At 61.6% G+C, this 13,402-nt stretch carries 10 protein-coding genes; 6 read left to right on the plus strand and 4 right to left on the minus strand.

The genetic code is table 11. The features are described 5' to 3' along the window. Positions 1-46: 46 nt before the first annotated feature. From CCD76_RS06730 to CCD76_RS06740, 3 genes are all read left to right on the plus strand, one after another. Positions 47-1,273 carry an aldose epimerase family protein gene (locus tag CCD76_RS06730; protein ID WP_256961170.1) on the plus strand — a complete coding sequence of 409 codons (1,227 nt, stop codon included), beginning with the start codon at positions 47-49 and terminating at the stop codon, positions 1,271-1,273. A gap of 367 nt (positions 1,274-1,640) precedes the next feature. Continuing rightward, a complete protein-coding gene (locus CCD76_RS06735) occupies positions 1,641-3,041 on the plus strand; it encodes a GntP family permease (RefSeq protein ID WP_087718765.1) in 1,401 nt (466 codons plus the stop codon). 94 nt (positions 3,042-3,135) lie between these two features. Continuing rightward, complete coding sequence (locus tag CCD76_RS06740) at positions 3,136-4,926, plus strand: IlvD/Edd family dehydratase (RefSeq protein WP_087718766.1); 1,791 nt, start codon at positions 3,136-3,138, stop codon at positions 4,924-4,926. Positions 4,927-5,105: 179 nt separating this feature from the next. Here CCD76_RS06740 and CCD76_RS06745 read toward each other — a convergent pair whose 3' ends face one another. Beyond that, complete coding sequence (locus CCD76_RS06745) at positions 5,106-5,522, minus strand: secondary thiamine-phosphate synthase enzyme YjbQ (RefSeq protein WP_087718767.1); 417 nt, start codon at positions 5,520-5,522, stop codon at positions 5,106-5,108. 283 nt (positions 5,523-5,805) lie between these two features. On the opposite strand from CCD76_RS06745, the gene attM reads away from it, so the two are divergent. The 3 genes from attM to CCD76_RS06760 all read left to right on the plus strand — a co-directional run bounded on the left by attM (position 5,806) and on the right by CCD76_RS06760 (position 9,311). Continuing rightward, positions 5,806-6,591, plus strand: a complete 786-nt coding sequence (attM, locus tag CCD76_RS06750; protein WP_087718768.1) for an AttM family quorum-quenching N-acyl homoserine lactonase — start codon at positions 5,806-5,808, stop codon at positions 6,589-6,591. Between the two features lie 98 nt (positions 6,592-6,689). Further along, positions 6,690-7,817 carry a zinc-dependent alcohol dehydrogenase family protein gene (locus CCD76_RS06755; protein ID WP_087718769.1) on the plus strand — a complete coding sequence of 376 codons (1,128 nt, stop codon included), beginning with the start codon at positions 6,690-6,692 and terminating at the stop codon, positions 7,815-7,817. A gap of 114 nt (positions 7,818-7,931) precedes the next feature. After that, positions 7,932-9,311, plus strand: a complete 1,380-nt coding sequence (locus CCD76_RS06760) for a class II fumarate hydratase (RefSeq protein WP_087718771.1) — start codon at positions 7,932-7,934, stop codon at positions 9,309-9,311. 123 nt (positions 9,312-9,434) lie between these two features. On the opposite strand, the gene CCD76_RS06765 is transcribed toward CCD76_RS06760, so the two are convergent. The 3 genes from CCD76_RS06765 to CCD76_RS06775 form a co-directional block, all read right to left on the minus strand. Then, complete coding sequence (locus CCD76_RS06765; RefSeq protein ID WP_087718773.1) at positions 9,435-10,511, minus strand: endonuclease/exonuclease/phosphatase family protein; 1,077 nt, start codon at positions 10,509-10,511, stop codon at positions 9,435-9,437. A gap of 183 nt (positions 10,512-10,694) precedes the next feature. Further along, positions 10,695-12,221, minus strand: a complete 1,527-nt coding sequence (glpD, locus tag CCD76_RS06770; protein ID WP_087718774.1) for a glycerol-3-phosphate dehydrogenase — start codon at positions 12,219-12,221, stop codon at positions 10,695-10,697. Between the two features lie 191 nt (positions 12,222-12,412). After that, on the minus strand, positions 12,413-13,219 hold the full coding sequence (locus tag CCD76_RS06775) for a DeoR/GlpR family transcriptional regulator (protein WP_087718775.1): 807 nt from the start codon (positions 13,217-13,219) through the stop codon (positions 12,413-12,415). Between the last annotated feature and the right edge of the window lie 183 nt (positions 13,220-13,402).

Below are 13,402 nucleotides of genomic sequence, written 5' to 3' on the forward strand. Positions count from 1 at the left end.
CGAATGATAACCAGAGCATCATGCCGAAACGAAACAGGAGCTTGCGATGATACGCCATGTCCTTTCCCTTCCCCGATGTGTAGGCATCGGTCTGTTCGGGCTGATGATCGGCCAGGCCTTTTTACAAGCCCAGGCACAGACGATGCCGGCGAATTCGCCATCCTCCAGTGCCTTGCCGCCGGGCATCGAGCGTTCGGTCTTCGGTCGGTTGCCGGATGGTCGCGAGGTCGACTGCTACCGAATCACCAACGACAACGGGATCGAGATGCGGGTCATCAACTACGGTGGCATCATCGTGTCGCTGAAGACGCCCGATCGGCACGGGAAGATGAATGACATCGTGCTGGGCTTCGATTCGCTCGACGATTATCTCTCCGATACCTATCGCCAGGCCAACCCCTACTTTGGTGCCTTGATCGGGCGCTACGGCAACCGTATCGCCAACGGCCGCTTCGCGCTCGAGGGCGAGAGCTACACGTTGCCGACCAACGACGGAGCCAACACGCTGCACGGTGGCGATACGGGATTCGATCAGCGCCTGTGGCATGCCGAACCTTTCTCCTCTTCCGAGGGCCGAGGGCTGGTGCTCACCTACACGAGCGACGACGGCGAGCAGGGGTTCCCGGGGCGGCTCTCGACGAGAGTCAGCTACACACTGACCGACGATAACGAACTGATGATCGATTACCGGGCAAGGACAACCCGCGCGACGCCGGTGAACCTGACCCAGCACAGCTATTTCAATCTACAAGGCGAGGGAAGCGGCAGCGTTCTGGATCACCAGGTGCTGATCAATGCGAGCGCTTACACGCCGGTAAATGAAACCTTGATCCCCACCGGCGACATCGCCGATGTCAGCGGCACGCCATTCGATTTCCGCCAGCCGACCGCCATCGGCGCGCGCCTGGGGCGGAAGAATGCCCAGCTCGCCTACGCCGGAGGCTATGACCACAATTTCGTGCTGAGCAAGAATCCCGGGCAGGGCGACCGGCCGGCGCTGGCAGCCAGGGTCATCGAGCCGAACAGCGGCCGGGTGCTCGAGGTTTCCACCACAGAACCCGGTCTGCAGTTCTACTCGGGCAATTCCCTCGATGGCAGCCTCGTGGGCAAAAGCGGTCGCCCTTATACCGAGCGTTCCGGGCTGGCACTGGAAACGCAGCACTTTCCCGATTCGCCCAATCGGCCGAACTTCCCCACGACGATCCTGAAGCCCGACGAAACGTATCACTCGCAGACTGTCTATCGCTTCTCGACAACGCAGGCGATGCCGTAACTCGCTAGCATCGGTCGCTGGCGTACGGGGCATGCAGACCGCCGCTAAACGTTTTCCCCCGTTCTGACTAGATACCTGATGGGGCGTGATTCTGTCGCTCGCGGTCATGTTCGATCGCTGGAAGCAGACTCGCCGAGCCGGTGGCTGACGAGTCCCGGCACGCAACTTGCAACTTTGGTCGCGTCGAAACCACGAGCTTGTATGACGATCACGTGTTCTTACGCATGATGCGGCCCATCTAATAACCATATTGATATTGGTTTTGCCTATTTTTGGCATTTCAAGGTTATTGATGCTTGGCACTACTGTGGCCGTACCCACGGCGGACATGTCCAATCGAAGCCGTGACAGTCGTCAGGAGAACGCCATGCAAGACACGACACAAGCGGCCGCCGGCCTATCCACATTAGGGCTGATGGGGGTCGCCGTCGCGGCTATCGCCATTCTGTTGGTTTTGATCATTCGGGTGCGTCTGCATCCCTTTTTTGCGCTGGTCATCGTCAGTATCGGTACGGCACTGGCGACCGGCATTACGGTGGCCGATCTGCTTCCCACATTGCTGGGCGGCTTCGGCAAGACGCTGGGCAATGTGGCGCTGCTGATCGGTTTCGGGGCGGTACTGGGGCGCCTGGTTGCCGTTTCCGGCGGGGCGCGGGTGCTGGCCGACACGCTGATTAGTCTGTTCGGCAGCAAGCGAGCGCCGCTGGGTCTGTCGATCGCCTGCCTGCTGTTCGGCTTTCCGATCTTTCTGGATGCGGCCTTCGTGGTCATGCTGCCGGTCATCTATTCGGTCGCTCGTGAGCTCAAGGCGTCATTGCTGCTGTACGGGTTGCCGGCCGCGGGTGCGTTCCTGGTCATGCACGCCCTGATGCCACCGCATCCCGGCCCGGTCGCGGCAGCCGTGTTCCTGCACGCGGATATCGGTCAGGTGCTGTTCGTCGCGCTGCTGGTCGGGTTGCCGACCTGGTACGCGATGGGCTATCGACTGTCGCTGATGCTGGCCAAGCGGTTGCCGTTCCAGCCGGTGCCGAACTTCATGGGGACGGAGAGCGAGGAGATCCCGCCCGACAAGCGCCCGGCGTTCGGCACGGTACTGCTGGTGCTGTTGCTGCCGCTGGTCCTGATCTTCCTCAACACGGGGCTGTCGACGCTGGGTCAGAGCGGCGTGATCGATGGCGACAACCCGCTGGTTTCCGCGCTGATGGTGATCGGCGAGACACCTATCGCGCTGCTGATCAGTACTTGTATTGCCATGTGGCTGCTGGTCATTCGTGCCAGTGAACGCGGGGCAATGGATTCCATCAACGAGATCGTCGAACAGGCGCTCTCCCCGGTCTGCAGCATCATCCTGATCACTGGTGCCGGCGGCATGTTCGGTGGCGTGCTGACGGCCAGCGGCATCGGCGACGCGCTGGCGGACAGCCTCCAGGCGTTCGGGCTGCCGGTGATTCTGGCCGGTTACGTGATCGCGTCGGTGATCCGGATCGCCCAGGGTTCGGCCACGGTGGCCGGTACCACGGCGGCGGGGATCATGGCGCCGGTGGTGCTGGGAGATCCCACGCTTGCCGGATTGCCGGCGGCTTGCATTACCGTCGCGATCGTCGCCGGTGCCATCGGCTATTCCCACGTCAACGACTCCGGATTCTGGCTGGTCGGGCGCTTCCTCGGTGTCGACACCAAGACCATGCTCAAGACTTGGACGGTGATCTCCATCGGTATTTCGCTGATGGCCTTTGGCTTGGCGTGGTTGGTGTTTTCCTTGCTGTGATTCTTGATGACACGCGTTGATAGCACCGGTTGATGAACACACTTGATGATGGCCCTGACCGCCACTGCACTGACGGTGGCTCGAGGAGAGAAAAATGAGCGATTCATCGGATAAGTCCCAAAAACCGTCCCAAAAGACAGAGTCCCAGAAGAAGCGCCAGCTGCGCTCCGCCCAGTGGTTCGGCAGCGCCGACAAGAACGGCTTCATGTACCGCAGCTGGATGAAGAACCAGGGTATCCCCGACCATGAGTTCCAGGGCAAGCCGATCATCGGCATCTGCAATACCTGGTCGGAGCTGACGCCGTGCAACGCGCATTTCCGCAAGCTGGCGGAACACGTCAAGAAAGGCGTGCTCGAAGCCGGCGGCTATCCGGTGGAGTTTCCGGTGTTCTCCAACGGCGAGTCCAACTTGCGGCCGACGGCGATGTTCACCCGCAACCTGGCCAGCATGGATGTCGAGGAGGCCATTCGCGGCAACCCCATGGACGCCGTGGTACTGCTGGTGGGCTGTGACAAGACCACACCGGCGCTGTTGATGGGCGCGGCGAGCTGTGACATCCCGACGATCGTGGTGACCGGCGGGCCGATGCTCAACGGCAAGCACGAAGGCAAGGACATCGGCTCCGGTACCGTGGTCTGGAAGCTCTCGGAAGAGGTCAAGGCCGGCAAGATATCGATCCACGACTTCATGGCCGCCGAGGCCGGGATGTCACGCTCCGCCGGTACCTGCAACACCATGGGAACCGCCTCGACCATGGCCTGCATGGCTGAATCGCTGGGCACCTCGTTACCCCACAACGCGGCGATTCCGGCGGTCGATTCGCGCCGCTATGTCCTGGCGCATCTCTCCGGCAACCGTATCGTCGAGATGGTCCACGAGGACCTCAAGCTCTCCAAGGTGCTCACCAAGCAAGCCTTCGAGAACGCCATTCGCACCAACGCCGCGATCGGCGGCTCGACCAACGCGGTCATTCACCTGAAGGCGATAGCCGGACGCATTGGCGTCGACTTGCCATTGGATGACTGGACTCGGGTTGGCCGAGGCACGCCGACCATCGTCGATCTGCAGCCCTCCGGGCGCTTCTTGATGGAAGAGTTCTACTATGCCGGTGGCCTACCCGCCGTGTTGCGTCGACTGGGCGAAGCCGATCGGTTGCCGCACAAGGATGCGTTGACCGTCAACGGCAAGACGATCTGGGAAAACGTGCAGGACGCGCCACACTATAACGACGAGGTGATCCGGCCGCTGGACAATCCGCTGCGTGAAGATGGTGGCATCTGCATTCTGCGCGGCAATCTGGCGCCCAATGGCGCGGTGCTCAAGCCCTCGGCGGCCAGCCCCGAGCTGATGAAGCATCGCGGCCGGGCGGTGGTGTTCGAGAATTTCGACGACTACAAGGCGCGGATCAACGACCCGAACCTGGAAGTCGAGGCCAATGATATTCTGGTCCTGAAACACTGCGGCCCGCGCGGGTATCACGGTATGGCCGAAGTCGGCAACATGGGCCTGCCGCCGAAGATTCTCGAGCAGGGCATTACCGACATGGTGCGCATCTCCGACGCCCGCATGAGCGGCACCGCCTACGGTACCGTGGTATTGCACGTGGCGCCGGAAGCCGCCGCCGGTGGTCCATTGGCCGCGGTCCACAACGGCGACTGGATCTCGATGGATTGCGACAGCGGCGCGCTCAATCTCGAGGTCGACGACGCCGAGATCGCCCGGCGGCTGGCGGAAGCCGATCCCATGGCGGCATCGAACCAGATCGCCACGACCGGCGGCTACCGCCAGCTCTATATCGAGCGGGTGCTGCAGGCGGACGAGGGCTGCGATTTCGACTTCCTGCGCGGTTGCCGGGGTGCCGAGGTGCCGCGCCATTCGCATTGAAATATCGCTTGATAAGCGACTGCGCTCGATCAGGCTGTGTTAAAAATCGGCTTAGAATGCTCATTTACACCCCGTAAACTCCGCTTCTTCGCCGATTTTTGCCTTGCCTGATCTTCGCTCGCCAGCTTTTCAAACGATATCACTACGATTATTTGAAAGGAGCGTAATGACTCGGTTGATTACTCGCCCATCAATGTGGCGGTGATCTTCCGGGCACCGCCATGCTCGCGATGTTCGCCCAGCCAGATGCCTTGCCAGGTGCCGGTGAGCAGGCGTCCTTTGTCGGCCGCGAGGGTCAGTTCGGCGCCGAACAGGCTGGCCAGTACGTGGGCGGGCATGTCCGGGCCTTCGAGCGTATGCCGCATGCCGGGCAGGTTTTCCGGTGCCAGCTTGCTGGCGAACAGCGCCATGTCGTGCCGCACGTCGGGGTCGGCATTCTCGTTGAGCGTCAGTGATGCGGAGGTATGCATCAGCTGCAGATGCAGAAGCCCGGTGCGGATGTCGTGCATGCCGGAAAGCGCGCCGAGAATCTCGTCGGTGACCAGATGAAAGCCGCGCGAACGGGGTTTGAGCGAGAACTGTTGACGATGCCACATGGAGTTGGCTCCTTGGTAACGTTGGTGTGGATGCGCTCGATGACCATTTCATCGACGTTTCGTAAAAATGGCGCTGATCTGTGAGACCAAAGTTTGACTGGTCAGCCGAGAATGGGCGTGCCTATACTGGCTGCGTTGGCAGCTCCATCGTCGCTGCAAGATCGACGGACGAGACATTCGCTCCCCCTTGACGGTAAAGGGTTCGCCGTGGCTTTGAAAGGGATGGCGATGTCGTCACGCCAGATGGGTTCTATCCGAAATTGCCCGTTTCAGGAGGGATGTCATGGCCGCTCCACGTCTCTATATGTTCCAGACAGGAACGCTGAAGTGTCGTGTGTGCAACATCAAGATGAACGCGGGACTGGATGATTACGAGATCCCCGTTCCCTGGTATCTGATCACTCATCCCAAGGGCAACGTGGTCATCGACGGCGGGTGCGCGGTCGAATGCGCGAGCGATCCGAAGGGATACTGGGGCGATATCACTTCTGTCTACTGGCCGGTCATGCGGGAAGAAGAGGGCTGCGTCCAGGCCTTGAAGGCGTTCGGGATCGAACCCGCCGACGTTCGCTATGTTCTGCACAGCCATCTGCATCTGGACCACACCGGTGCCACCGGGCGCTTCCCGAATGCCATCCATATCGTGCGACGCTGCGAATACGAGTATGCGATGGCGCCGGATTGGTTTTCGGCGGGTGGCTACATTCGTGCGGATTTCGATCGGCCCGACGTGAAATGGCATCTGCTGGAAGACCACGACGATGGCTACGATGTCTTCGGCGACGACACGATCCGGTTCATCTTCACGCCTGGGCACGCGCCGGGACATTCCAGTTTCCTGCTTCGCTTGCCGGAAACCGGGCCGGTGCTGCTGGCCGTGGATGCTGCCTATACCACCGATCATTGGGACGAAAAGGCTCTGCCGGGCTTTCTGGCCTCGACCGTCGATGCGGTGCGCTCCGTTCGAAAACTGCATGCCCTGGCGGAAAAGACCGGTGCGCTGGTGGTGACCGGACACGATCCCGAGGCATGGCCAACCTTCCGTCACGCCCCGGAATACTACGCTTGATCGGCGAGGCGACCGATCGATACATCCATTGCATGACAGTGCCCGTCGACCGGCGTCGATGGTAGGCGCTACTGATCGCGTATCACTGGAGAGCTTGTATGAAAATTCGTGCCGCCGTGATTCATGAAATGAAGAGGCCTCGCCCGTATCGGGAGTCGCTGCCGATGTCGGTCGAGGAGGTCGAGCTGGATGGGCCAGGGCCGGGGGAGGTGCTGGTCAAGATGCGTGCCGCCGGTCTGTGTCATTCGGATCTGTCCACGATCAATGGCGATCGTCCGCGCCCGTTGCCCATGGTGTTGGGCCACGAGGCGGCCGGTGAAGTCGCCGAAGTCGGCGAGGGCGTGACCGATCTCGCCCCCGGCGATCACGTGGTGTTCTCCTTTGCGCCCAGCTGCGGTGCGTGTTCGTCGTGTCTTTCCGGGCGGGCGGCGTTGTGTCAGCCCGGTGCGGCAGCCAACACCGCCGGGCATCTGCTGGGTGGCGGGATGCGTCTGCACAAGAATGGCCAGAAGATCTATCACCATATCGGCGTTTCCGGTTTTGCCGAGTACACGGTGGCGTCGCGCCGCTCCCTGACCCGGATCGATCCGGACCTGCCTTTCCATATCGCGGCGCTGTTCGGATGCGCGGTGCTGACAGGCGTCGGTGCGCTGGTGCATACGGCGGGCCTGAGATTGGGCCAGTCGGTGCTGGTCGTCGGCCTGGGCGGCGTCGGGCTAGCGGCGGTCATGGGCGCCGTCGGTGGCGGCGCGCGACAGGTGATCGCGGCGGATATTGCGCCGGACAAGCTGGAGACCGCCAAGGCGATGGGCGCCACGCATATCGTCAACAGCGGCGATCCGGATGCGGTAGAGCAGGTGCGCGAGATCAGCGGCGGCGGGGTGGACATCGCGGCCGAATTCGCGGGTGTGGCCAAGGCGCTGGAGTTCGCCTACGAGTCCACCGCCCGCGGCGGTACGACCGTGACTTCCGGCCTGCCGCATCCTGACGTGCGGTTCGCCATCAGCCCGACGCGCATGGTGGCCGAGGAGCGCACGCTCAAGGGCTCCTACCTGGGCGGTCACGTGCCATCGCTGGACGTGCCCGAATATATCGCGCTCTATCAGTCCGGCCGCCTGCCGGTGGATCGGCTGCTGACGCACCGATTGAAACTCGACGAGATCAACCTCGGTTTCGACCGTCTGGCGAGTGGCGAGGCGATACGTCAGATCATCGATTTCGATTGAGCCTCGAACCGGACGGGGCATGCTCCGGCTGCTAGTCTTGAATGAGTCTCGAAGGCGTAGTCCGACGTTCGGGCTGCGCCTTTGCATTTCATCCGTCATCGATAGGAGAAGGTCATGGCTCAGACACGAGTCGAGCGCGATAGCATGGGCGAACTGGAAGTCCCGGAGAGCGCGCTCTATGGCGCTCAAACGCAGCGTGCGGTGAACAATTTTCCGGTCAGTGGTCAGCCGTTGCCACCGGCATTCATCGCGGCGGTGGCCCGTATCAAGCGTGCTGCGGCGCAGGTCAATCAGGAGCTGGGGCTGCTGGACGAAGCCCGGGCCAGGGCTATCGTGGCCGCAGCCGACGAGATCATCGACGGCAAGCATCCCGACCAGTTCCCGGTCGATGTGTTCCAGACGGGGTCGGGCACCTCGACCAACATGAACGTCAACGAGGTCATCTCGCACCTCGCGAGTCGCGATGGGCTCGAAGTCGGCCCCAACGATCATGTCAACATGGGGCAGTCGAGCAATGATGTGATCCCCACGGCCATCCATCTGGCGGCGGCGGTCCAGGTTCGCGAGCGCCTGCTGCCGGCGCTCGGCTACTTGCGCTCGGTCATCGACGACAAGGCGAAGGATGTCGACGACGTGGTCAAGACTGGCCGCACGCATCTGATGGACGCGATGCCGGTGCGCCTGAGCCAGGAACTGGGTGGCTGGTCCAGCCAGGTCGGTCAGGCGATCGCGCGACTGGAAGACGGGTTGAAGCGTATCACTCGCCTGGCCCTGGGCGGTACGGCGGTCGGCACCGGCGTCAATGCGCATCCCGAGTTTGCCGACAAGGTGGCGCAGCGTCTGGCCAGCGATACCCATCTCGATTTCCGCCCCAACGACAGCTTTTTTGCCAGCCTGGCGTCGCAGGACGCGGCGGTGGAGCTTTCGGGACATCTCAAGACGTACGCCGTCGCGGTGATGAAGATCGCCAACGATCTGCGCTGGATGAACTCCGGCCCGCTGGCCGGTCTGGGGGAGATCGAGCTGGAGGCGCTGCAGCCGGGCAGTTCGATCATGCCGGGCAAGGTCAACCCGGTGATTCCCGAGTCCGCCGCCCAGGTTGCGGCACAGGTCATCGGTAACGATGCGGCGATCACCGTCGGCGGGCAAAGCGGCAATTTCCAGCTCAACGTCATGCTGCCGCTGATCGCGCACAATCTGCTGGGTTCGATCACGCTGCTGACCAACGTCAGCCGCCTGCTGGCAGACCGCGCCATCGCCACGTTCAACGTGCGTCGCGACAACATCGAGAGTCCGCTGTCCCGCAACCCGATTCTGGTAACGGCGCTCAATTCGGTGATCGGTTACAACGCGGCAGCGGCGGTGGCCAAGAAAGCCTATCAGGCAGGACGGCCGATCATTGATGTCGCCGAGGAAGAGACCGATCTCTCCCGTGAGGAGCTGGAGCGTCTGCTCGATCCTGCCAAACTGACCGAAGGGGGAATTCCGGAGTAACGACTTCGAATGGATTCCTTCTCCGAACGTCGTTATTCCGACGTTCCCGGCCGAAAGCAAGACGACAACGCCACCCGTTCGGGTGGCGTTGTCGTCTGTAAGACTATCGCTGCGGAGACGGCCTCAAACCGGCGCTTCGCCACGCCGTTCCTGAGCCTCTTCGATGGTGTCCGCGGCCTCTTCGCGCTCCTCCGTGTCGGCCTTTTCGGACTCGTTCTCGTCGGCGCGAGAAGGGTTGTGACATAGCGTGACCAGAATCGGGAAATGGTCCGACCCGATCTCGGACAACCGCTGCATATGAACGAGCGTGAAATGCTCGGTCACGAACACATGATCCAGTGGCCAGCGCAGCAGGGGATACTTGGCGTGGAAGGTGCTATACCGGCCGCGGCCCCGTCGCAGATCGAGCATGCCGCTGATCTTGCAGAACAGTTTGGTCGTGGGTGACCACGCCACGTCGTTGAGATCGCCAGCAACGATGGTCGGGCAGTTGTTCTTGGCAATCGTCTGGCCGACCAGCAGCAATTCGGCATCTCGCCATAATGATTCGTCGCTTTCCGAGGGTGCGGGCGGCCGCGGGTGCAGCGCGTGGAAGCGAATGCGCTTACCGCTCCTGAGTTTGACCCAGGCATGAATCGAGGGGATGTCGTCCTGGATCAGCCACTGGACCTCGACGTCTTCCAGCGGTAGCCGGGAATAGAGGTGCATGCCGTAAAGATTGTCGAGAGGAATGCGCACGGCTTCCGGCATCGCTTCGCCAATGGCGGCATCCATCTGATCTCCCCACCACTGATCGGATTCCAGGGTCAGCAGAATATCGGGCTGGTGCTTCTCGACGAGAGCGATCAGTTTGTCGGCCTGGCGATTGGGCGTCAGCACGTTGGAGATGAGCAGCTTGAGCTCGCCCTCCGGCTCGTGCGACTTGGCCTTGACCACGGTGCGCCGAGCCAAAGGCGTCCATGGGTAGATTCGCACCCACTGAATGGCGGCAGCGACCCCGCTGGCGGCGATCCCGGCCCAGTGCCACCAGGCATCGGGATGAAAAGCGAGCTGAACCAGTGCCAGTAAGGTGGCGACGATGGCGATCTGGAGCAGCGGGAAATCGAAACTGCGAACACTCCAGTGACGGATCCGCATGTAGGGCGCCATGGTGATCAGCAGGACGAGGCAGCCGAGACCGGTAAGAAGAAGTTGCAGCAACTGGTGGTTCCTTGTGTCGGGATAGGACGCCGTGTTCGGCCAAGGTTAACAGAAACATGACCGGCACCCACGGCCAGTATGGCCTGGCGACGATTCCCGACAGAGCGAAATTCGTGAGACTTTAGAAGGGGTTGGCCAGGAACTTCACAGCCATCTTGCCCGGGCTGCGTTCATGAACCTGGCTCATGAAACCTTGGAAAGAACCCCCTGATTGGCGATGGCCGGATGCTGCTCCAGGTAGTGCGTCAGCGCCTGTTGTTCATCCTGGGTCAAACGTAGCCCCAGCTTGCTGCGACGCCACAGAATATCCTCTCTGCCATGTGCCCATTCGTGTTCGATCAGGTAGTCGACCTCGGCGCGCGTCAAGCCGCCGCCGAAATGCTGGCCGAGGTCTTCCTGGCTCTGTTTGCCTTCCAGGAAATTAAGGCACAGCGTGCCGTAACTGGAGCCAAAGCGTTCGGCACGCTCCCGGCCGAGGAACGGATACTCGCGCAGCAACTGTGTGACGAATGCCTGACGCGATTCGATATCCCCGCCAGGGAGTCGAGCGTCGGCCGTCCAGGCTTGCCCCATGTGCGGCAGCAGTGGTTGCAGTTTGTGCATGGCCGCTTCGGCGAGCTTGCGGTAGGTCGTGATCTTGCCGCCGAAGATCGACAGCATCGGCACGCCGTGCTTGTCGAGATCGAGCGTGTAATCGCGCGTCATGGCGGAGGGGTTTTCCGATTCGTCATCGCATAGCGGCCGGACGCCGGCATAGGTCGAAATGACATCCGCTCGGCTCAGCTTCCTGACGAAGTGCGCATTGAGTACGTCGAGCAGGTAGTCGATCTCTTCGTCGTTGATGCTGACCTTGGCCGGGTCGCCCTGGTAGCGGCGATCGGTCGTGCCGATCAGGCTGAAACGCTGCTGGTAGGGGAGCACGAAAACGATGCGACCATCCTGGTTCTGAAGAATGTAGGCCCGATCGTCGTCGTTGAGTCGCGGCACGATCAGGTGGCTGCCCTGAATCATGCGGATGCCGTAACGCGAATCACGCTTGGCATTGCCTTTGACGAAGGATTCCACCCAGGGGCCGGCGGCGTTGACCAGCACCTTGCCCCGATGCTCGTGGCGTTCGCCGGTGTCCCGGTCTTCGAGGCTGACCACCCAGTGCCCCGATTCCTCGCGAGCCTCGGTGCAGCGGGTGCGAACCCGGATGTCCGCGCCTTTTTCCTGCGCCTGCAGCGCATTGAGGACCACCAGCCGGGCATCATCCACCCAGCAGTCTGAGTATTCGAACCCGCGCTTGATCGTCGGCACCAGTGGGCTCTCGCTGCCGAAGCGCAGGCTCCTGGCGTTGGGCAGGCTGTCCCGGTGGCTCAGGTGATCGTAGAGGAACAGCCCGGTACGAATCATCCAGCCCGGACGAAGGTGGGGCTGATGCGGAAGGATGAAGCGTAGCGGCCAGACGATGTGAGGCGCCTTGCGCAGCATGACTTCGCGCTCCCTCAGCGCCTCGCGAACGAGGCGGAATTCCCGATGCTCGAGATAGCGAAGGCCGCCATGGATCAGCTTGCTGCTGGCGGAGGAGGTCGCGCTGGCCAGATCGTCCTGTTCGCACAGGAGCACGGAAAGGCCTCGTCCGGCGGCGTCGTTGGCGATGCCGGTACCGTTGATGCCGCCTCCGACAACGATGAGATCGTAAACGTGGTGCCCTGTCGTTGAGGCCATGCCGTCCTCCGAAAAGGTGATGGAGTTGGATATGTTCGATTGCGAAAATAGTTTAATCACTTCCGAACATCAATAGTGGCAGGGTGTTTTCATAGACCAATTGGGGAGGGGAAGAGCAGCCAGCGGGGCCATATGGCGAAACGACAAAGCCGGCGCGAGGCCGGCTTTGTCAAAAGAGAAGGGTAGAGACTTCAGCCGGCGTAGGCCGTGACGGCTTCTCTGTCGGCAGGGACCGACGGGTCGGCGACGTAAAGTGCGACGTCGTGTTCGCGCATCAGACGGCACAGCATCTCCGGGGGCTGGCGGTCGGTGAAGAAGGCATTGATCTGGCTGAGATTGCCCTGACGCACCACGGCGTTGCGATGGAACTTCGAGTGATCCGCTGCCAGGAAGACCTGGCGGGAGTTGCGCAGGATGGCCTGCGCTACGCGGACTTCCTGATAATCGAACTCCAGCAATGAGCCATCGCCATCGATGCCGCTGATCCCGATGATGCCGTAGTCCACCTTGAACTGGTTGATGAAATCGATGGTGGCCTCGCCGATGATGCCGCCGTCGCGAGAGCGAACCTGGCCGCCGGCGACGATGACGTTGAAGTCGGTCTTGTGCTGCAGAATGGCGGCCACGTTGAGGTTGTTGGTGATGACTTCGAGTCCGCTGTGCTGGCATAGCGCCTCTGCAATGAACTCGTTGCTGGTCCCGATGTTGATGAACAGTGACGAAGAGTCGGGAATATGGCTGGCGAGCATCTCGGCGATGCGACGCTTGGCGTCCAGGTTCAACGTCTTGCGGGTGTGATAGGCGGTGTTGACGGTGCTCGACTCGAGTCCGGCGCCGCCATGGACGCGCTTGACGACACCTTCTTCCGCCAGTTGATTGAGGTCCCGGCGCACCGTCTGGGGCGTGACATCGAAGTCTCTCGCGAGTTGTTCGATCGACGCATAGCCCTGGCGCTTGACCAGCTCGACGATGGCTGCGTGACGTTCCTGCTGTGTCATGTTGATTCCCTGCCGCGGCCCGATGGCTATTCTGGAAAAGGGTTGATTGGCTCTACAAAGTCTTTCTAGAAAGCGTTTTTAGAAAGAGTGGGTTGGCGCCAGTTTACCAAAGCCGACCGCATTGCCGTTGCTTCGGGTAAGGCCGCGGCGTTCCTTGTGAGTTCGACCATGGTCTAAGTGTTG

Origin of the sequence: Salinicola salarius, from assembly GCF_002179555.1 — a bacterium.
In the GTDB taxonomy this organism is placed as follows: Bacteria; Pseudomonadota; Gammaproteobacteria; order Pseudomonadales; family Halomonadaceae; genus Salinicola; species Salinicola salarius_A.